This is a genomic window from Streptomyces ipomoeae 91-03 (assembly GCF_000317595.1).
GTDB classification, from domain to species: domain Bacteria; phylum Actinomycetota; class Actinomycetes; order Streptomycetales; family Streptomycetaceae; genus Streptomyces; species Streptomyces ipomoeae.
In genome coordinates this window covers 41,698-60,034 of sequence record NZ_AEJC01000297.1, presented here as the reverse complement: position 1 = coordinate 60,034, position 18,337 = coordinate 41,698, and the positions used below count along the sequence as shown (strand labels likewise).

Genomic DNA, 18,337 nt, shown 5'->3' with positions numbered 1-18,337 from the left:
CTCCGGTCCGTCTGCGACCCTCGCCGACCCGTGCCGCGACCTACGCTGGATGTATGTACGCACGTCGGCGGCACGTCTACTTCGCCATGATGGGCACGTGCATCGGCCTCTTCGTCCTGGCCTGGGGCGTCGTACGCCTCTGGTCGGTACCGGTCGCGGTCGGCATGTGTGTGGTCGCCATGGTCATCCCGCCGCTCGCCGCGATGATCGCCAACCGACGCGGCCCCGAGGACCGCTGGTGGGACGACCCCTCCGGCGACCCCAAGTCCGACGAGTGGTGGGACGAGCTGGACGGCAAGAAGCGCCGACAGTAGGCCGTCGTCAGCAGTGGGTTGCCGTCAGCGATGGGCCGTCGTCAGCAGTGGGTTGCCGCCGTCAGTACGTCAGTAGACGAGCGCCTGCGTGTCGTCCGCCAACGCCTCCTGTACGAACACCTGCGCACCGGCGATCCGTACGCCCTTGATGACGTCCTGCTCGGTGATGTCCCGGCGGGCGGCGCACTGCGTGCACAGGGTCAGCCGACCGCCCGCGAGGACCGAGTCGATCAGATCGGGCAGCGGCGCGGCGTGCGGCAGCTCGAACTCGGCGGCCCGCCCCGGCAGCGCGAACCAGGCGGACTCCCCGGTCAGCCACAGCGACACCTCGACCCCACTGGCCACGGCGACCGCCGCCACCGTGAACGCCTGCGAGCACCGCTCCGGAGCATCGGCCCCCGCCGTCACCTTGATCACGAGCTTCTTCGCCATGCCCGAATGGTAGGTCGTCGGAATGGGGGGAGTCAGAATGGTGGGAGTCAGAACGGGGGACGTCGGAACCCGGAGCCTGGCGGAACGGCCCGGTGCCCGGCCGCGTAAGCTGGGGTCCGGCCCTGTCTGTGTACCGACCCTCCGCTCATCCGAGGAGCACCCCGTGGAGATCTTCTTCGAAGCCCTGCTGGTCCTGGTCTGCGTCGGCGTTCTCGCGTTCACCGGGCTGGCCGTGAAGAAGCTGTACCAGGGCCAGCGCTGATCACCCCGTCCAGGAACCACTCCAGGAACCACGTCTGATGATCGAGATCCCGTCCGACCTCCACAAGGACCTCGTCCCGCTCGCCTTCCTGCTCGGCAACTGGGCCGGCGCGGGCGTCCACGACTTCCCCGGCTCGGAGAAGTGCAACTTCGGCCAGGAGGTCACCTTCTCCCACGACGGCCGGGACTTCCTGGAGTACCACTCCCGCACCTGGGTGCTGGACAACGACGGCAACAAGGTCCGCCCGCTGGAGACCGAGTCCGGCTTCTGGCGCGTCGACGCCGACCGCAAGGTCGAGATCGTCATGACCCGTGACGACGGCGTCGTGGAGGTCTGGTACGGCGAGCTGGCCAAGCAGAAGCCCCAGATCGACCTGGTCACGGACGCGGTCGCACGGACGGCTGCCTCGGGCCCCTACAGCGGCGGCAAGCGGCTCTACGGCTATGTGAACAGCGACCTCATGTGGGTCGGCGAGAAGCAGACCCCCGAGGTCGAGCTGCGCCCCTACATGTCCGCCCACCTCAAGAAGGTCGTCACCGCCGAGGACGTCGAGCGCTGGGCCAAGGCCCTCCCGGACGACATGCCGGACGACGGCATCGCGTTCTTCAAGTAGACAGTTCTTCCTCAAGTAGACGGTTCCGCTCTGCGAGTAGGCGGAAGCGTCAAGCAGAGGAGCGCGTCGCGGCCGTCATGCGTCGACGGCGGGCAGGGCCTCGTGGTTCGTCCACGGGGCCCTGTTTCACATCCCCGGTGGGGTTAACAGATTCGAGTGCATCGCAATGCGCTTGCCTCACGTGGCTGCTACCGGCTATCGTTGAACCAACGCACGGAACCCCGACCGCACTTGGACTGCGGTCGGGGTTCCGACAAGCCGTGCCCTGGGTGGCATGCAAGCAGAGGCGGCCCAGAACGTTCGCTGCCCACTGTAGCACAGTCAGTCATTTCCGTGAGGAGTCACAGTCCCGGGCATCCGTATGCCCAAAAGGAGGGGGAAACAGTGGTCGACAGGATGCCCGAGTGGATGAGGCGCGCCTTCTCCAAGCCGCGCCTGAAGAGCTGTCTGCGCGCGACCGGGGGAGACCCGCAGGCCGCGATGCGGCTGTACTGGTGGAACGTCGACGCGTCGGCCGCTCTGTACGCCCCGCTGCAGTGCGTCGAACTCGCCGTGCGCAACGCCCTGCACGACAGTTTGGTCCGCGCCTACGGCCGGCCCGACTGGTGGACGGTGGCGCCGCTCGACAGACACGGACGGCGACTGGTCGCCAAGGCGCGCGACAAGTGCCATGAGCGGCTGGACGGGAGGCGCCGGGTCACCGCGGACGACGTGGTCACGGAGCTGACCTTCGGCTTCTGGGCCAACCTGCTCGCGAGGGGCTACGTCCGGAGCCTGTGGGTGCCCACCCTGCACAAGGCGTTCCCGCGCGCCGGCCGTCGCGACGACCTGTACGACGACCTGTGGGCCGTGGTCTGCCTGCGCAACCGCGTCATGCACCATAAGCCCATCCACGACATGGAGAACCTCGCCGCCGACCATGCAAGCATCTACCGGGTGCTGGACGCGCTGGGCGCGGACCTGGCCAAGGAGGTGCGGGCGCTGGACCGCTTCCCGTCGGTGCTCGCGAGCAGGGAGGACCCCGGTGACTGACTTCGGCGAGAGGCTCGTCTCGCGTTCCGACATCGCCCGGATGGCGGGGGTGAAGCGCCCCGCCGTCACCAACTGGGAGCGACGGCACACGGACTTCCCGACGCCCGTCGCCCCGGAGAGCGGGGGCCCGGAGCCGGAGGCGTTCCGCGCCGGGGATGTCCTGACGTGGTTGTCCGGCCGTACGATTCCGGCCAACGCCCTCCAGCCGGGCGAGCCCGCGGGGACGACGTACGGTGACCGATTCCGGGCCGGTCTGCGCGGAAACCGGTCGGGCAGCCTGCTGTCGGCCGTCGAGCAGCTGGCCGGGCGGGACGCCGCCAGGTTCGCGGGGCGGCTGCGCATGCCCGACTATCTGAATCTGCTGCTGTCCCTGGTCTTCTTCCAGAGTCACGAGGACAAACGATGGGCCCGCTACGTCGAGGACCCGGCGGTCGCCCTGGTGGACCCGGACCTGGACCTGCCGGTGGAGTACGACCGGCTGTCGCTGGCCGACGTCATCCGGTTCCTGGACCGTAATCCGCCCGCGTCCCGTGACGAGAGTCGGCAGGCCTTCGACCGTCTCCTCTCGCTCCTGAGGGACGCGGACGCGCGGGCGGCCGACGAGTTCTTCACACCACCGTCGGTGAGCCGTGTCATGGCCCGGTCCCTGGCCGCTCAGGGCCCTCCGGCGCGGCGGTTGTACGACCCCTTCTGCCGGAGCGGGGAACTCCTGTGCGCGTACCTGGACGCGATCGCCGAGCGAGGCGGCGACGCACCGGAGGAGATCACCGGCCGAGAGCCGCGGAAAGCGGCGCTGCGGCTCGCGCGGATGAACGTCCTGCTGCACGGTGGGCGGCGACCGCGCCTCGCGCCCGGCCCGGTGAGACCCGAGGGGGACCCCCCGGATCCGCCGGGGATGTTCGACGCGGTGCTCACCAACCCGCCGTTCGGGGGCGGGAACGTCATCGTGGTGGGGGAGGAGAAACCCCGGGAGCCCTGGCACTACGCCAGGACGCACTCGCCGCAGTTCGACTGGCTTCAGTACGTGCTCTCCCGGCTCGCCCCCGGCGGCAGGGCCGCTGTTCTGATGCCGTCCGGGGCCAGTTTCCAGGGCGGTGCGGAACGCCATGTCCGGGCCTACCTGCTGGAGAACGGCGCCCTCGACTGCGTGATGGCGCTGCCGTCACAGCTTTTCGAACGCACTCGCATCCAGACCCAGATCTGGTTCCTGCGCCCCCCTCGCGGGCGCGCGGAGCAGGTGCTCTTCGTGGATGGCGCGGGACTCGGGCACATGGCATCGCGCTATCGCCGTTCGCTGTCGGACGACGACGTGGACCGGCTGGTCCGGGCCTACGCGTCCTGGCACGAGGCCAGGGACAGCGGACGGGACCACGCGGGCATTCCGGGACTCAGCAGGGCGGTGCGGCCCGAGGAGATCGTGGCGCTCGACTACCGGATGGATCCGCCCCTCCTCGTGCACGGCGACGCGCCGATGGAAGCCGCGGACAGGGACGCGACCACCGCGAGGGACCGGCTGGCGCGGCTGTCGAAGGAACTCGGCAGACTGAGCGCACGGGCGAGGGCCGCCGACAGCGCCGTGGAGGAACGGTTGAGGAGGTACGGACTGTGAGCGACGCCAGCGAGGGCCGGGCGCCCCTGCCCGCGGGGTGGCGGCGCCTTGTCCTCAAGGAGCTGTGCTCGTTGCAGGTGGGACCGCACATCCGGTCGGAGGAGCGCATGGGTGCGGGTGACGGCGTGCCGATCGTCCTGCCCAGGGATCTGTCCCAACAGCGGATCGCGCAGGTGGAGCGCGTCTTCCTGGACCCGGTCAGGGCAGGCTCCCTGGACCGGTTCCGGCTGGCGGAAGGGGACCTGCTGGTCACCCGTACAGGCACGGTCGGCCGGTGCGCCCTGGTGACCGGGGAGCACCACGGGTGGCTGTACACCCAGATGATCCGGCTTCGGCTCGACGCCCCCCGGGCCGACCTGTCCCTGGCGGCGTATCTCACCGGGTACTTGAGCGCGGGTGCCGCTCAGCGGTGGATCAAGAGGCGCTCGGCCGGTGCGACGATCCCTTCGATCAGCCTCCGTGACATGGGCGAGCTTCCCGTACTCCTCCCCCCGCCCGGCGAACAGAGGGACATCGGCGAGACCCTCGCCGCCCTCGACGAGAAAGTCCGCGTCCACACGGAGATCGCGCGGGCGACCGGTGAGTACCGTGCTCTGCTCGCCGACCTGCTGATGACGGGTGAGCTGTCCCCCGGACGGTGACGTCCGTGCGGGGAACAGCCTCGGACGGTGACGTCCGTGCGGCGGTGGCGCCCTAGACTGGACGCCGTGGTAGGCACCGACTGGAAGAGCGACCTCAGGCAGCGCGGTTATCGGCTGACGCCGCAGCGCCAGCTTGTCCTCGAAGCCGTGGACACCCTGGAGCACGCGACCCCCGACGACATCCTCGTGGAAGTGAGGAAGACGGCGTCGGGGGTCAACATTTCGACCGTGTACCGGACGTTGGAGCTCCTGGAGGAGCTGGGCCTGGTCAGCCACGCCCACCTCGGACACGGGGCGCCGACGTACCACCTCGCCGACCGGCACCACCACATCCACCTGGTGTGCCGCGACTGCGAGGACGTCATCGAGGCGGACGTGGACGTCGCGGCGGCGTTCACGGCCAAGCTGCGCGAGACCTTCGGCTTCGACACGGATCTGAAGCACTTCGCGATCTTCGGCCGGTGCCAGAACTGCACCCGCAAAGCCGCAGCCCCGTAAGGCGGCTGCGGATGCCGGCTTCGTAAGGCTTCCGTAAGACTTCAACTACCGAGTCGTAGGCTTATCCGTATGAAGAGCCCACTGCTGTCCCTGCCCGGCGCCGTTCCCGCCGAGGGCGTGGACGAAGGTGTCGCCGCCCACTACGGCGACCTGTTCCGCGAACAGCGCGCCCTCGCCGACGGCACCGGATTCGTCGACCTCTCCCACCGGGGCGTCGTCACCGTCTCCGGCGAGGACCGGCTCAGCTGGCTGCACCTGCTGCTCACCCAGCACGTCAGCGAACTCCCGACCGGCCAGGCCACCGAGGCCCTGATCCTCTCCGCCAACGGCCACATCGAGCACGCCCTGTACCTGGTCGACGACGGCACGACCGTCTGGGCCCACGTCGAGCCCGGCACGCAGGACGCGCTGCTCGCGTACCTGGAGTCGATGAAGTTCTTCTACCGGGTGGAAGTGGCCGACAGGACCGCCGAGTTCGCGGTCGTGCATCTCCCCGCCGGTTCGATCACCGAGGTCCCGGAGGGCGTCGTCGTCCGCGAGACACCGTACGGCCGTGATCTCTTCCTCCCGCGTACGGAGCTGGAGTCGTACGCCGAGAAGGCGGGCCCCGCGGCCGGACTGCTGGCGTACGAGGCGCTGCGCGTCGAGCACCACCGCCCCCGTCTCGGCTTCGAGACCGACCATCGCACCATCCCGCACGAGCTGGGCTGGATCGGCAGCGCGGTCCATCTCCAGAAGGGCTGCTACCGCGGCCAGGAGACGGTCGCCCGCGTCCAGAACCTGGGCAAGCCCCCGCGCCGCCTCGTCTTCCTCCACCTCGACGGCAGCGAGGTCCACCTCCCGCCCCACGGCACGGACCTCCGCGTGGCCGACGAGGGCCCCGACGGCCGCAAGATCGGCTTCATCACGACGTCGGTACGCCACCACGAACTGGGCCCGGTCGCCCTGGCCCTCGTCAAGCGCAACGTACCGCTGGAGGCAAGGCTGCTGGCCGACACGACGGCAGCGGCCCAGGAGGTCGTGGTCGAGCCGTAGACACGGGTGGTCGGCGGGGGCGTTGCCGTCTTGGCTGCGGGTAATCGTGCCGCTGGGGTGATGAGGGAGGGGCGCAGCGGCACGTATGCGCCGGGTTGCGTCCCTCCCCCCTGGCCCGCAGCAGCCCCCGGGTGCCTCACATCTCCAGCAGCACCGTGAACGGCCCGTCGTTCGTCAGCGACACCCGCATCCGGGCACCGAACCGCCCCGTCGCCACCGTCGCCCCCAACGCCCGAAGCCGCGCGACAACCTCCTCCACCAACGGCTCGGCGACATCCCCGGGCGCCGCGGCGTTCCACGTGGGCCGCCGCCCCTTCCGCGCATCCCCGTACAACGTGAACTGGCTGATCACCAGCAACGGCGCATCCACATCACTGCACGACTTCTCGTCGTGCAGCATCCGCAACGACCACAGCTTCCGCGCCAGTTGCGCCGCCTTCTCCTTGGTGTCGTCGTGCGTCACCCCGACCAGGACGCACAACCCCTCCCCCTCGATCGCCCCGACCGTCTCACCGTCCACGACGACGCTCGCACCGTCGACCCTCTGCACCACCGCACGCATGCCGACCATCATGCCGCCGTCGTCCATCAGCGGTACCTGAGGGGGTCCTCCTTACGGGGGGTTTGTGATCACGGGAGTTTGAAGAGCGCTTTGCCCGGACTTTCTCATTGATCCATTACCGACCATCTGGGGTGGATCGCGGCGACTCGGTCACATAGCGGCCACTCGGAGTGGCACCATGCTCACACACACCGGTCGAGGGGACGGTTGAGGCGCATGAGCACATCGAGCATGGCGGGTACGGCGGGTTCGGGCACGGCAGGTGTCGCGGGCGCGGCGGGTACCCCCGGCGTGGCGGGTATCCCGGGTGCGGCGGGCATCGGGGGCGGCGCGTGCCGGCCACCGGTGCAGCGCACGGACAGTGTCCCGCTGCCGCCGACGGACCCGGCCGAGCAGGACCTGTCCCGGCTGCGGCTGCCGGAGCTGCGTACCCTGCGCCGGGAGGCCCAGCAGGACGAGACGGACCTCAGCTATGTACGGCGGCTGCTCCAGGGCCGTATCGACATCCTGAGGGCGGAACTGGCGCGGCGGGTCGGCGCGGCGGAGTCCACGAACGACTCGGGCGGTTCGGACGGTTCGGACGGTTCGCGCGGCTCGGCGCCGGAGGAGACGACGGCGCTGGTCGACCGCCTCTCGGAGATCCTGACCGATGCCCCCGCCCGCCAGCGTTCGTCGGCGCGGCACGTCACCGTGGGGACGCCGCACGGGGAGGAATACCGCCGGCTGGCCGCCGAGATGCTCGCCGAGGTCGAACTCTCCGACCTGGAGGCGCGTACCGACGAAGAACTCGGCGCCGGCCTCGCCCGTCTCGTCCGCTACGAACAGCAGGTCTCGGGCCGCCGCCAACGCCTCCAACGCACCGCCGACGACTGCAGCGCCGAAATCGCCCGCCGCTACCGCGAGGGCGAGGCCCAGGTGGACGACCTCCTCACCTGAGACCACCCGAACGCCGACGCCTTCACCGCCCGGCTTCCGCCACAGGACCGAAGCCCGGTGTGAGCGGTCGCCGGGCGGCTGCGGCTTGCCGGTGTCCGCTCGCCCTCACGCGGCGAACCCGCGATCAACACAGCCCAGCGCTCCTCCAGGGGGCCTCGCCCCCGTTTGCGAGCCCCGGCCCCCCCCGCAGGGCCGGCCGGGGCCCAGGAGGTTGCGGCATCCCTGAAGACCGGTCGGGCCCCGGGAGGCGCAGCACGCCTGAAGACCGGTCGGGCCCCGGGAGGCGCAGCACGCCTGAAAGCCGGCCAGCCCCAGGAAGTGCAGCACCCCTGAAGACCGGCCGGGCCCCAGAGGGCGCGGCACCCCTGAAGACCGGCCAGCCCCAATAGGTGCGGCACCCTTGAAAACCGGCGTGTCCGTGAAGCTCCGGCGGGGTCCCAGGGGGCGCAGCACCCCTGGACGGGGCCCCGGGGCGAAGCCAGTGCCCCTGGGCGGGGTCCGGGGCGCAGCGCCCCTGGGCGGGGTCCCGGGCGGAGCCTCGTGGTGGGCGGGGTTGAAGGGGTGCAACCCCTGGGGGAGGGTCGGGTAGGGGCGGCGGGGGCGAGGAAAACCCCGCGACAGGCCGGCCGGGCGGGCCCTAGCGTGAACCCATGAGCTCTCCCCAGGCCGCCATCGCCGTACGCGCCATCACCGAGGAAGAGATCCCGTCCTGGATCCGCGCAGTGAACACTGGCTTCCTCCGCGCCTGGGAGCCGCTGACGGAGCAGGAGCTGAAGGACCGCTCGTCGCACATCGTCCCGTCCCGCACCCTCGCCGCGTTCGACGACGACGTCCCCCACTCCCGACTGCGCGCGAGCGGAGACCGGGGAACCCCCGTCGTGGCGACGTTCCGCTCCTTCGCCCAGGAGCTGACCGCGGTCGGTGGCCGCACCGTCCCCGCCGACGCCATCTCGAACGTCACCGTCAGCCCCACCCACCGCCGCCGCGGCATCCTCACCCGGATGATGGCCGAGGACCTCACCGCCGCGAAGGACCGCGGCGACGTCGTCGCCACCCTGATCGCCGCCGAGTACCCGATCTACGGCCGCTACGGCTTCGGCTCCGCCACCTGGATCACCGAGTGGACCATCGACGTCCCCCGCACCGGCCTGGACCCCCGCTGGTCGGGCCCGGCGGACGGCGGCCGTATCGACCTCGTCGACGGCGCGGACGTACGCCGGATCGGCCCCGAACTCCACGAGCGGCTCCGCCTCGCGCAGCCCGGCGCGGTCAGCCGCGACGAGCGCTGGTGGCGGATCAACACGGGTGACCTGCGCCTGGGTTCGTCGTGGACCGAGCCGTTCTACGCGGTGTACCGTTCAGCGGCCGACGAGGTCGAGGGGATCGTCTCGTACGAGTCGGACGACAACTGGTCCGGCATGCAGCCGCACAACACGGCCGACGTCAACTGGCTGATCGCGACCACCCCGGCCGCCGAACGCGCCCTGTGGCAGTACCTCTGCTCGATCGACTGGATCACCAAGGTCAAGACGGGCTCGCGGGCCCCCGACGACCTCCTCCCGCACTTCTTCCCCGACCCGCGCGCCGCCCGCGTCACCGCGCAGGCGGACTGGCTGTGGGTGCGGATCCTGGACGTCGTACGGGCGCTGGAGGCCCGGTCGTACGCCGGGACCGGGACGCTCGTGTGGGATGTCGTCGACCCGGACGGCTATGCCGGTGGGCGCTACCGGCTGGACGCCGGCCCGGACGGCGCGAGTTGTGTGCCGACGAGCGAGGACGCCGACCTCACGCTGGAGGTCGCGGACCTGGCCACGCTGTGGCTGGGCGACGAGTCGGCGGTACGGCTCGCCGCGCTCGGCCGGGTGCGGGAACAGCGGAAGGGCGCCGCCTCTGTCGCCGACGCCCTGCTGCGGACGTCCAGGCGCCCTTGGTGCCCGGACCTCTTCTGAGAACTTTTCTGGAACCTGGTACCTGGGACCTTTCCATGGTGTGTGCGTATCCGTAGCTATTCAGTTGTGGTTGTGGCTGCGCATTCAGTTGTGGCTGAACCATTCAGTTGTGACTGTGCGGACCGGTCGAACTCCCGGCTCCCCTCCGGAAGGGAGGTCGAACGGTCGGTCTGTGTGGCAGTTGCCAGAGTCACCAACCACCTGAAAGTGTGACCATGTTGTGAAAGTTGGCTACCAACTCCAACTAACTTATCTCCACTTGGAGTCGTCTCATAACCACCTACCCACGAACTGCCGGAAGATGGCGCGAAGTTGTAGTGTTTGTTCGTGGAGCGGGAACGCACGGCCGTCGATCGGCGGAAGTCGTCACAGCGGCCCCAGAGGTCACATCACGAGGTGGCCGACGTGTTGCGCGGCCGGATCAGATCCGGCGAGCTGCGACCGGGACAGCGCATGCCCACGCAGGCCAAGCTCGCCGACGAGTTCGGGGTGGAGCGCGGGGCCGTACGCCAGGCACTGCGCATCCTGCAGTCGGAGCACCTGCTCACCAACGTTTCCAAGGGAAGCCCGGCGACTGTGGCCTCACGTCTGGGCGCGGCCTCGATCGGCGGCCCGGGAGCGCCGCCGCGGCCGACGATGGTGGAACTCGCGCCACGCGTATCCGCGGCCTTCGCCGCCCCGCACGTCGAGATCGACGCCCTCTGTCTGACGGCCGTGTCCCTCACGCTCGCCGTGGGTGAGTCGTTGCGCGAGATTCACGCGGGGCGCATAAAACCGGCCAGAGTCGACGTCCGGGTCCTGCTGCCCAGCCGCGACATCCCGCTCGCCTTCCCGGCCCCGGTCGACGCCTCGGTCGACGGCCGGCTGCAGCGCCGCTGGCTGGCACAGCGCAACGCCCAGGGGCAGGTTCTCAAGCACAACCTGCTGGCCTTACGGTCCACGCACGGTGTCGATGTCCATGTCAGCTTCCGCGCACTGCCGTTCACGCCACCCGTGAAGCTGTACCTCCTCAACGGCTCCGAGGCGCTGTTCGCGTACTACACCGTGCAGCGGAAGGAGGCCGAAGTGGACAGCGAACAGCTGGAGATGTACGACGCCGAGGGCACCCAGTCCATGCTGTTCGCCTTCGAACAGGGCCCGACGGCGGCCCCGCGGGACACGACCTTCGTCGAGCAGTCGCATCTGTGGTTCAACGCCCTGTGGGACACCATCAGCTCGGAGCTGCAGCTCACGAGCTGACGGCTGTCACTCCCTCACAGGGTCGGCCCGGCGAACACCAGTGCGAGGATGACGGCTCCGATGGAGCTGCATGTGTGGTTGCGCGCCTTCAGCCCGATCGAGAGGAACAGCAGGCCGACGATTCCCATCGTGCCGTACTGCCACTCGATCACCTTCTGGAAGGCGACGACGGCGATGGCGGAGAGAAGGGCGATGACAGGCATGGTGGGGACCTCCTTCGAGGGGACGGCGCCGGTTGTTGTCGGCTGCGGCTACTTGCCAACAATCTGCGAGAGGAGGCAAAACTTCCGCCAACTTCGCCAAGTTGGTAACCAACTCAGTACAAGTTGTTCCCGCTTGGCTGTAACTCATAACCACCTTCCCGTGAACTCCCCAAAGATGGATGAGAGTTGTAGCGTTTGGTCGTGACCCAGGAGAACGTTGCAGTGAACGGCAGCAGAAAGCCCGCGTCCCAGGAGATCGCCGACACCCTGCGGGACCGCATCCGCAGCGGCGAGCTCAGGCCGGGTGAACGCCTGCCCACCCAGGCCGAACTGGCGGAGGAGTTCGGTGTGGAGCGCGGCACGGTGCGTCAGGCCCTGCGCGCCCTGCAGGACGACGGGCTGCTGAGCAATGTGACCAAGGGGAGTCCGCCGAGGGTCGCCGAGGCCGCACACACCACGCGGGACGAGCCGCAGCCGACGATGGTGGGCCTGGGCCCCCGTCTGGCGGAGGCCTTCTCGGCGCCGCACGTCCGGATCGACGCGGCCTGCCTCACCGCCGAGACCCTGATGCTGGCCCTCGGCGAACCGGTGCGCCTCATCCATGAGGGAACGATCCGCCCGGAGTCCATCGACGTCCGCATCCTGCTCCCCTCGCGCAAGATCAACCTGGCGTTCCCGGTCCCGGTGGAGGGGCGGGGCGAGGACGACGAGGAGGACCCCGTCCACAAGCGCTGGCTCGACCAGCGCAACGCCCAGATCCGCGTCCTCCGCCACAACCTCGAGGCCCTGCGCACCTCCCACAACCTCGACGTCCGCGTGACCTTCCGCGCCCTCCCCTTCACCCCGCCGGTGAAGCTCTACCTCCTCAACGGCGAGGAGGCCCTCATCGCCTACTACATGCTCATGAAGCGCGAGGAGCAGATGGACGGCGCCACCCTGGAGATGTACGACGCCTTCGGCACCCAGTCCCTCCTGTTCTCCTTCGAAAAACACACGGGCCAACGCGACGCCGCCTTCGTCGACCAGTCCCAGCAATGGTTCAACGCCCTCTGGGAAACAATCACCACGGACCTGACACTCTCCTAGTGACTCCAGAGACAGCGCAGACTGAACCGGTGACAGCAGAGACAGAGATCCTGCGAGATCTGATCACTCCCGTCCGCTACGTCTTGTGGGACCTGGACGGGCCCATCTGCCGGTTGTTCGCGGGGCATCCGGCGCACGAGGTGGCACAAGCGCTGCGCCAGATGATCGAGAGACGGGGGCTGGGCGGGCTGCTGGAGGAGGAGGAACTCGGCACGGAGGACCCCCAGGCCGTGCTGCTCGGCCTCGCCGGCCGTCATCCCAGCAGTGATCTGATCGCCGACCTGGAGGAGTGGCTCACCCAGCAGGAGTTGATCGCGTCTCCCAAGGCGTACCCGACCGTGTACGCCGACGTACTCATCAGGACCTGGTCGAGCGGGGCCCGCTTCGCCATAACGACCAACAACTCCGCGCTCGCCGCCGCCCGTTACATAGAGACCCGAGGCCTCACCGACTGCTTCCCCTACATCTACGGCCGCACCCAGAACCTCGACCACATGAAGCCGGACCCGTACATCCTGCGCCAGGCCCTGAACGCGATGGGCGCCGACCCCAGGCTCGCACTGATGATCGGTGACGCTCCGACGGACTTCCAGGCGGCCCGGGAAGCGGGTATCGGCTTCCTGGGCTACGCGCGTAACGAAAGAAAGCTCAAGGAACTGCTGAAGGCACACGTCGATCCCCGGCACATCGTGAACACCCTGGCGCCGGTACTGGACATCGTCAGGACGCGGCAGTGAACCGTGATGAGGGAAGCTTCTCGCCGAGTGACTCGGTGACGGCGCGTGTGCTTCGGCGTTGAAGGTGTTGCACACCTACCGCAGGTGTTGGACGTCTCGTGCAGCCTTCCCTCGAAAAGCCGCTCTTTTGGCACCTGAAGGGGCGCGTGGGGCTAGGGTGTGCATCACTTTTCTTGACGGTGCATCCCTTTCCCGGGTGCCCGCGTGAGTGTCCAGGAGCAACATGGCGATCAGGGCCTGGCCGAACGGTGCGTCGGAGGTCCTCGCTGCTGTCCGGAGTCAGTTCCGTGGGATTCCGGAGTGCTCGGATGCCTGTAGCGGGGCGGACGGGCACGTCTGTGTTCCTGGCAGGTCGCTGGCTGAGCAGTGTCCCGGTGAGAAGCCCGTCGACTCCATCGTGATTCAGGGGATCGGACGCTTCCTCGCCGGCCTGCATCAGGTGCGCAAGGAGAGCCTGCCCCGGTTGCCGGCCGACTGGCCCCGCAACGAGAAGGACAGCCGGGCGTTCCTGATGGTGCTGGCGCGGCGCACGGAAGCCCGACTTCGGCAGGCGAACTGGACCGAGATCGGTGGGCTGCTCGCCGTGCTCGGAGTCCCCGCCGACGGCCTGCGTCAGTTCGTCGACCGCATCCCCTCGATGGCCCGCCGACCGTACGGTCTGCTGCACACCGCGCTGGGCCGGGACAAGGTGATCGTCCTGGACGACAGCGGTGCCGAGGGCGACGGCGTCGGCGTCGTCTGCGTGTCCTGGAAGTCGGCCGCGTACGGGGACCCGGTGTACGGCCTGGTCAGGCACATCGTGTCCGCGCGGTACCCCGAGCGGCAGTGGGGCGAGGTGATCGACGCATGGGCGGACCCCATGCGGAGGATCAGGGCGATGGCCGTCAGCGGGCTGGCCAGGGACCATCTCCACTACGTCGGCTTCGAACGGGCACGGGCCGCCTACATCGACGTCGTCCGGGCCACGCGTGCCCTGGGCAACTCCTTCGACGAAGCCGGCCTGCGGTCGGCCGCGGAGCGGCTGCGCGGCTCGCTGGAGCTGGCCGCCGACCCCCTCAGGCTCGTACAGGTGCCGACCGCCGACGAGATCGAACGTGCCCTGTGCCGATGGCAGATCGCCCGCCTCACCCAGCACGACGGGACGCTGCCGGCCAAGGCGTTCCAGGTGACATGGGATGAGCGCGTACCCGAGCGGAAGGGCTTCTCCCGCGAGTTGGGGCGGCTGGCTCTGATTGCGGAGGGCGCCGCCCCCGCCGAGGACGTGTTCAAGGGGACGGCCCATCTCAACACCGTCGTGTCCGTCCCCGACTTCGGGCGACCGGTCGTGGTCAGGCGGAAGGCAGGATCCGTTCCCCGCCTCGAACGGGGGTTCCTCAGCGAGCACGCGGTCCTGAACGCCATCGAGAGACTGAACGTGCGCGGCGCCGCCGGGCCACGCCCGGACTCCCCCGTCAAGATCCAGGCCCCGACGGTTCTCGCACTCGGGTACGACCATCACTGCCAGTTCGCCATCCACACGTACGAAGGCCCCTCCGGCCACTCCCCGGAGCACCCGGTGCACGGGCTGCTGCCCCGTGAGGCGGACCAACTCGTCGACCAACTCGGTGCGTTGGCGCGGGTGGACCTGGACGGCTTGTCGCTGGACCCGGCCGCGGGCTCGGACTTCTACGACTGGCTGTGCCACAACCTCGTACGACTCGTCGACGAACTCCCCGACGAGTCCAAGCAGGCGGCCTCGCTGCGCGGCCTGCCGGACGGCCCGCGCCTCAAGCAGATCCTCGGCCGATTCAAGGTGACCGCGCGCACCCCCGTCCTCCTGCACGGGGACCTCAACCCGTGGAACCTGGTGCGCAACGGCCGCGAGGGCGGTCTGACGATCATCGACTGGGAGATGGCGATGATCGGCGACCCCCTCTACGACCTCGTACGCCACCTCCATCTGACCCCGACCCGCCCCGACATCCGCAACCGCATGCTCGACCGCTGGGAGCGGACCCTTCCGGCCGACTGCGTCGAGGGATGGCGCAAGGACCAGCCGGTCTACCGGTGGATCGAGCTGGTCCGATCCGCCTACGTCGACCTGGACCGGCTGGTGACGGGGGCCGCCCTGGACACCCCGAACGTGCGGCGGGCCATCGACACGTATCCGATGACGCTCGCCGCGGCAACGGGATCTCTCGGCCTGCCGACACGATCCACACCCTCCTGAGGCTTTCGGCGACCACCCGCCCGCCGCCCTCCGGCACTCACCGTCCGTGTGCCTCTCCGGGGGCGTCCCTGCTTAGGCTCGCCCCATGAGTGAGAGTGGGCTGCGGGAGCGTAAGAAGCGGCGGATGTACGAGATGGTGTCGGAGGTGGCGATCCGGCTGTTTCTCGAGAAGGGGTTCGACGCGGTGTCCGTGGCCGAGGTGGCCGCGGCGGCGGAGATCTCGAAGCCGACGCTCTTTCGGTACTTCCCGGCCAAGGAAGACCTCGTGCTGTACCGGATCGCGGATCACGAGACCGAGGCGGCGCGGGTGGTGGAGGGGCGCGCGGAGGGGGAGTCCGTGGTGGGGGCGTTGCGGGCGCACTTCCTGGACGGGCTGGCCCGGCGGGACCCGGTCACCGGGCTCAACGACGATCCCCGGGTGCTCGCGTTCCATCGGCTGCTCTACGGGACGCCGTCGCTGGTCGCACGGGCGTACGGCCATCTGGAACGGGCCGAGGAGGCGCTCGCCGAGGCGCTGGGCGGCGGGCTGGACGCACGTGTCGCCGCCGGGCAGATCATCGCCGTACGGCGGGTGCTGGCGATGGAGAACTGGCGGCGCGTCGAGCGGGGGGAGCGGGTGGCGGACGTCGAACGGGACGCCGTTGCCGCTGCCGAGCGGGTGTTCGGGCGGCTTGAGGGGGCGCTCGCCATCGTCGAGATTCGGTAAAAGATTTAACTCGGTTACATTATTTCGGTACGCTCGGTGGAATGACGTCTCCTGAGCCCGGCTCCGACCCTGCCCTCCAGCACGCCCTCCTCCGCGAACGCGCTCACCACGACACCTGCCGCGCCGCCCTCGCCGCCATGGTCGCCGGGGCGGGGGAGCGAGTGGTGATCGGGGAGGACGTCTCCGCTTCGGGAGCGGACGCGGAGGTGCTCGGGTACCGGCTCCGCAGCCATGCCAAGGAGTTGCGGGAGCTGCCGGAAGGGCCGTTGTTCTTCGGCCGGCTCGACTTCGCCACGGACGGGGGAGCCGGCGCCGATCACGCCGGGGAGAGTTATCACATCGGGCGGCTTCGTATCAGTGAGCATCCGGCCGCTCCGCCGCTCGTCGTGGACTGGCGGGCGCCCGTGTCCCGTGCCTTCTACCAGGCGAGTGTCCGTGATCCGCGTGGCGTGGCGGTTCGGCGGCGTTTCGGGTGGGCGCCCGGCAGCCGGGGGGACTCGGTCGACCTCACCGGGTTGGAGGACGAACACCTGAGCCCGGCCGCGCGCCCCGGTGACCAAGGCCTCGGCCCCGGTGACCAAGGCCTCGCCGGCGCCCCGTCTCCCACCAGCCGTTTCCTCGCCGCCGAGATCGAACGGCCCCGCCTCGGCCCCATGCGGGACATCGCCGCCACCATTCAGCCGGAGCAGGACGACCTGGTGCGGGCGGATCTCGGGACCTCGGTCTGTGTGCAGGGTGCCCCGGGCACCGGCAAGACGGCGGTCGGTCTGCACCGCGCCGCGTACCTCCTCTACACGCACCCGCAGCGCATCCGCCGCGGCGGTCTGCTGATCCTCGGCCCCAACCGGACGTTCCTGTCCTATATCGCGGAGGTCCTGCCGGCGCTCGGCGAGACCGGGGTCCGCCAGTCGACCGTCACGGAGGAGATCGCCCGGCAGCCGGTCGGCGCGGTGGACGACGAGCGGGCCGCCGCCGTGAAGCACGACGTCCGGATGGCGGAGGTGCTTCGCCGGGCCCTGTACGCCGGCGTCACCGCCGAGTACCCCGAGCCCCTGGTCGTACCGGATGGTTCGTACCGCTGGCGGGTGGACGTCGACGCCCTGCGGCGGATCGTCGAGACGGTGCGGGCGGAGGAACCGCCGTACGACATCGGGCGCGAACGCGTCCGGACGCGGGTCGTGCGGCTCCTGCAGGCGCAGGCGGAACGGCGAGCCGGGCCCTGTTCGAGCGCCTGGGTGCAGCGGGTCTCCCGGTCGCGGCCGGTCGGCGCGTACGTCGATGCCGTGTGGCCACGGGTGCGGCCGGAGGAGGTGGTGGCGCGGGTGCTCGGTGACCCGGCCGCGCTCGCCGTCACGGCGGACGGGGTGCTCGACGCGGAGGAACAGAAGGCCGTTCTGTGGGCGAAGGCTCCGCGTACGTGGCGGTCGGCGCGATGGTCGGCCGCCGATCTCGTCCTCCTCGACGAGGTCGCCGGGCTCCTCGAACACCCGGAGGGGTACGGCCATGTCGTCGTCGACGAGGCACAGGACCTCTCCCCCATGGAGTGCCGCGCGATCGGGCGCCGCGCGGCCTTCGGCTCGGTGACGGTCCTGGGCGACCTGGCGCAGGGCACGACCCCGTGGGCCGCCTCCGACTGGCCTCGACTCCTCGCCCACCTGGGGAAACCGGACGCCACCGTGGTGCCCCTGACCATCGGCTTCCGGGTGCCGCAGGACGTCGTACGGCTGGCCAATCGGCTGCTGGGGCGGCTGGGGGTGGACGTTCCCGCGGCTCGGTCCCTGCGGAGGGACGGGGAGGTGCGGATTCGCAGGGTGGAGGCGGGAGGCGTCGTCGCGGAAACCGTGGTCGCGGAGAACGTCGTCGCAGAGAACATCGCCGCGGAGACCGTCTCCTTGGTGCGCGACGCGCTCACACGCGAGGGGTCCATCGGGGTCATCGCGGCTGACGGGGATGCCGTACGACAGCTGCGGGACGCGCTCGACGAGGCCGGGGTCGCGACGGGCGGTCCGGACGAACTCGGTGCGCGGGTCGCCGTGTTGGGCGCGGGTGTGGCCAAGGGCCTGGAGTACGACCATGTCGTGGTCGTCGAACCGGCCGCGATCGTGGAGGGCGAGACGCGGGGATTGCACCGGCTGTACGTCGTCCTCACCCGCGCGGTGTCGCGCCTCGACGTGGTGCACGCGCGCGAACTGCCGTGGTGACGGGTGGGGCTGGGCCGGTGAGCGGCGCAACGCGCGGGCCCGATCTCCCTCCCCAGGGGGCTCGTCCGCCGCT

General features: G+C 69.9%; 18 protein-coding genes. 15 read left to right on the top strand and 3 right to left on the bottom strand.

Features of this window, described 5'->3' with window-relative positions; genetic code table 11:
• Positions 1-53: 53 nt before the first annotated feature.
• Positions 54-314: a DUF3099 domain-containing protein gene (locus STRIP9103_RS19975; RefSeq protein WP_009315406.1), complete on the top strand. Its 261-nt coding sequence runs from the start codon at positions 54-56 to the stop codon at positions 312-314.
• 69 nt (positions 315-383) lie between these two features.
• Here the strand turns inward: STRIP9103_RS19975 and STRIP9103_RS19970 are convergent, their stop codons facing one another.
• Positions 384-746, bottom strand: coding sequence for a DsrE family protein (locus tag STRIP9103_RS19970; protein ID WP_009315375.1), 363 nt, complete (start codon positions 744-746; stop codon positions 384-386).
• Positions 747-1,045: 299 nt separating this feature from the next.
• On the opposite strand from STRIP9103_RS19970, the gene STRIP9103_RS19960 reads away from it, so the two are divergent.
• The 6 genes from STRIP9103_RS19960 (at position 1,046) to ygfZ (ending at position 6,436) form a co-directional block, all read left to right on the top strand.
• On the top strand, positions 1,046-1,621 hold the full coding sequence (locus STRIP9103_RS19960; RefSeq protein WP_009315349.1) for a heme-binding beta-barrel domain-containing protein: 576 nt from the start codon (positions 1,046-1,048) through the stop codon (positions 1,619-1,621).
• A 384-nt stretch (positions 1,622-2,005) separates the two neighbouring features.
• Complete coding sequence (locus STRIP9103_RS19955; protein ID WP_009315362.1) at positions 2,006-2,653, top strand: hypothetical protein; 648 nt, start codon at positions 2,006-2,008, stop codon at positions 2,651-2,653.
• The gene (locus STRIP9103_RS19950) at positions 2,646-4,262 is read left to right on the top strand and encodes an N-6 DNA methylase (protein WP_009315377.1); all 1,617 of its coding nucleotides are present in this window, start codon (positions 2,646-2,648) and stop codon (positions 4,260-4,262) included. The genes STRIP9103_RS19955 and STRIP9103_RS19950 overlap by 8 nt, the downstream gene beginning before the upstream one ends.
• On the top strand, positions 4,259-4,903 hold the full coding sequence (locus STRIP9103_RS19945; RefSeq protein WP_009315368.1) for a restriction endonuclease subunit S: 645 nt from the start codon (positions 4,259-4,261) through the stop codon (positions 4,901-4,903). Before STRIP9103_RS19950 ends, STRIP9103_RS19945 begins: the two co-directional genes overlap by 4 nt.
• Before the next feature lie 66 nt (positions 4,904-4,969).
• A complete protein-coding gene (locus STRIP9103_RS19940; protein ID WP_009315371.1) occupies positions 4,970-5,401 on the top strand; it encodes a Fur family transcriptional regulator in 432 nt (143 codons plus the stop codon).
• A gap of 69 nt (positions 5,402-5,470) precedes the next feature.
• Positions 5,471-6,436 (top strand): CAF17-like 4Fe-4S cluster assembly/insertion protein YgfZ, encoded by a 966-nt coding sequence (ygfZ, locus tag STRIP9103_RS19935; protein WP_009315428.1) that lies wholly within the window; start codon positions 5,471-5,473, stop codon positions 6,434-6,436.
• Between the two features lie 136 nt (positions 6,437-6,572).
• On the opposite strand, the gene dtd is transcribed toward ygfZ, so the two are convergent.
• Complete coding sequence (gene dtd, locus STRIP9103_RS19930) at positions 6,573-6,998, bottom strand: D-aminoacyl-tRNA deacylase (RefSeq protein ID WP_048820616.1); 426 nt, start codon at positions 6,996-6,998, stop codon at positions 6,573-6,575.
• Positions 6,999-7,214: 216 nt separating this feature from the next.
• Here dtd and STRIP9103_RS19925 point away from each other — a divergent pair, with 216 nt between their 5' ends.
• The 3 genes from STRIP9103_RS19925 to STRIP9103_RS19915 all read left to right on the top strand — a co-directional run bounded on the left by STRIP9103_RS19925 (position 7,215) and on the right by STRIP9103_RS19915 (position 11,122).
• Positions 7,215-7,934, top strand: coding sequence for an RsiG family protein (locus STRIP9103_RS19925; RefSeq protein WP_234022244.1), 720 nt, complete (start codon positions 7,215-7,217; stop codon positions 7,932-7,934).
• 650 nt (positions 7,935-8,584) lie between these two features.
• Positions 8,585-9,883, top strand: a complete 1,299-nt coding sequence (locus STRIP9103_RS19920; protein ID WP_009315387.1) for a GNAT family N-acetyltransferase — start codon at positions 8,585-8,587, stop codon at positions 9,881-9,883.
• A 396-nt stretch (positions 9,884-10,279) separates the two neighbouring features.
• Positions 10,280-11,122 carry a winged helix-turn-helix domain-containing protein gene (locus STRIP9103_RS19915; protein ID WP_048820615.1) on the top strand — a complete coding sequence of 281 codons (843 nt, stop codon included), beginning with the start codon at positions 10,280-10,282 and terminating at the stop codon, positions 11,120-11,122.
• A 14-nt stretch (positions 11,123-11,136) separates the two neighbouring features.
• Here STRIP9103_RS19915 and STRIP9103_RS19910 read toward each other — a convergent pair whose 3' ends face one another.
• Positions 11,137-11,325: a hypothetical protein gene (locus STRIP9103_RS19910; RefSeq protein WP_009315372.1), complete on the bottom strand. Its 189-nt coding sequence runs from the start codon at positions 11,323-11,325 to the stop codon at positions 11,137-11,139.
• Positions 11,326-11,520: 195 nt separating this feature from the next.
• Between STRIP9103_RS19910 and STRIP9103_RS19905 the strand changes: the two genes are divergently transcribed.
• The 5 genes from STRIP9103_RS19905 to STRIP9103_RS19885 all read left to right on the top strand — a co-directional run bounded on the left by STRIP9103_RS19905 (position 11,521) and on the right by STRIP9103_RS19885 (position 18,264).
• Positions 11,521-12,411, top strand: a complete 891-nt coding sequence (locus STRIP9103_RS19905) for a GntR family transcriptional regulator (protein ID WP_048820609.1) — start codon at positions 11,521-11,523, stop codon at positions 12,409-12,411.
• 29 nt (positions 12,412-12,440) lie between these two features.
• Positions 12,441-13,148, top strand: a complete 708-nt coding sequence (locus STRIP9103_RS19900; protein WP_009315360.1) for an HAD family hydrolase — start codon at positions 12,441-12,443, stop codon at positions 13,146-13,148.
• A 397-nt stretch (positions 13,149-13,545) separates the two neighbouring features.
• Positions 13,546-15,357: a phosphotransferase family protein gene (locus STRIP9103_RS19895; RefSeq protein WP_009315407.1), complete on the top strand. Its 1,812-nt coding sequence runs from the start codon at positions 13,546-13,548 to the stop codon at positions 15,355-15,357.
• 85 nt (positions 15,358-15,442) lie between these two features.
• Positions 15,443-16,063, top strand: coding sequence for a TetR family transcriptional regulator (locus tag STRIP9103_RS19890; protein WP_009315396.1), 621 nt, complete (start codon positions 15,443-15,445; stop codon positions 16,061-16,063).
• 41 nt (positions 16,064-16,104) lie between these two features.
• Positions 16,105-18,264 carry a HelD family protein gene (locus tag STRIP9103_RS19885; protein ID WP_009315425.1) on the top strand — a complete coding sequence of 720 codons (2,160 nt, stop codon included), beginning with the start codon at positions 16,105-16,107 and terminating at the stop codon, positions 18,262-18,264.
• Positions 18,265-18,337 lie beyond the last annotated feature (73 nt).

Coding starts and splice junctions, on each gene's coding strand:
- STRIP9103_RS19890 (WP_009315396.1), top strand. CDS start 15,443: ATGAGTGAGAGTGGGCTGCGGGAGCGTAAGAAGCGGCGGATGTACGAG.
- STRIP9103_RS19885 (WP_009315425.1), top strand. CDS start 16,105: ATGACGTCTCCTGAGCCCGGCTCCGACCCTGCCCTCCAGCACGCCCTC.
- STRIP9103_RS19960 (WP_009315349.1), top strand. CDS start 1,046: ATGATCGAGATCCCGTCCGACCTCCACAAGGACCTCGTCCCGCTCGCC.
- STRIP9103_RS19970 (WP_009315375.1), bottom strand. CDS start 746: ATGGCGAAGAAGCTCGTGATCAAGGTGACGGCGGGGGCCGATGCTCCG.
- STRIP9103_RS19925 (WP_234022244.1), top strand. CDS start 7,215: ATGAGCACATCGAGCATGGCGGGTACGGCGGGTTCGGGCACGGCAGGT.
- ygfZ (WP_009315428.1), top strand. CDS start 5,471: ATGAAGAGCCCACTGCTGTCCCTGCCCGGCGCCGTTCCCGCCGAGGGC.
- STRIP9103_RS19920 (WP_009315387.1), top strand. CDS start 8,585: ATGAGCTCTCCCCAGGCCGCCATCGCCGTACGCGCCATCACCGAGGAA.
- STRIP9103_RS19975 (WP_009315406.1), top strand. CDS start 54: ATGTACGCACGTCGGCGGCACGTCTACTTCGCCATGATGGGCACGTGC.
- STRIP9103_RS19910 (WP_009315372.1), bottom strand. CDS start 11,325: ATGCCTGTCATCGCCCTTCTCTCCGCCATCGCCGTCGTCGCCTTCCAG.
- dtd (WP_048820616.1), bottom strand. CDS start 6,998: ATGCGTGCGGTGGTGCAGAGGGTCGACGGTGCGAGCGTCGTCGTGGAC.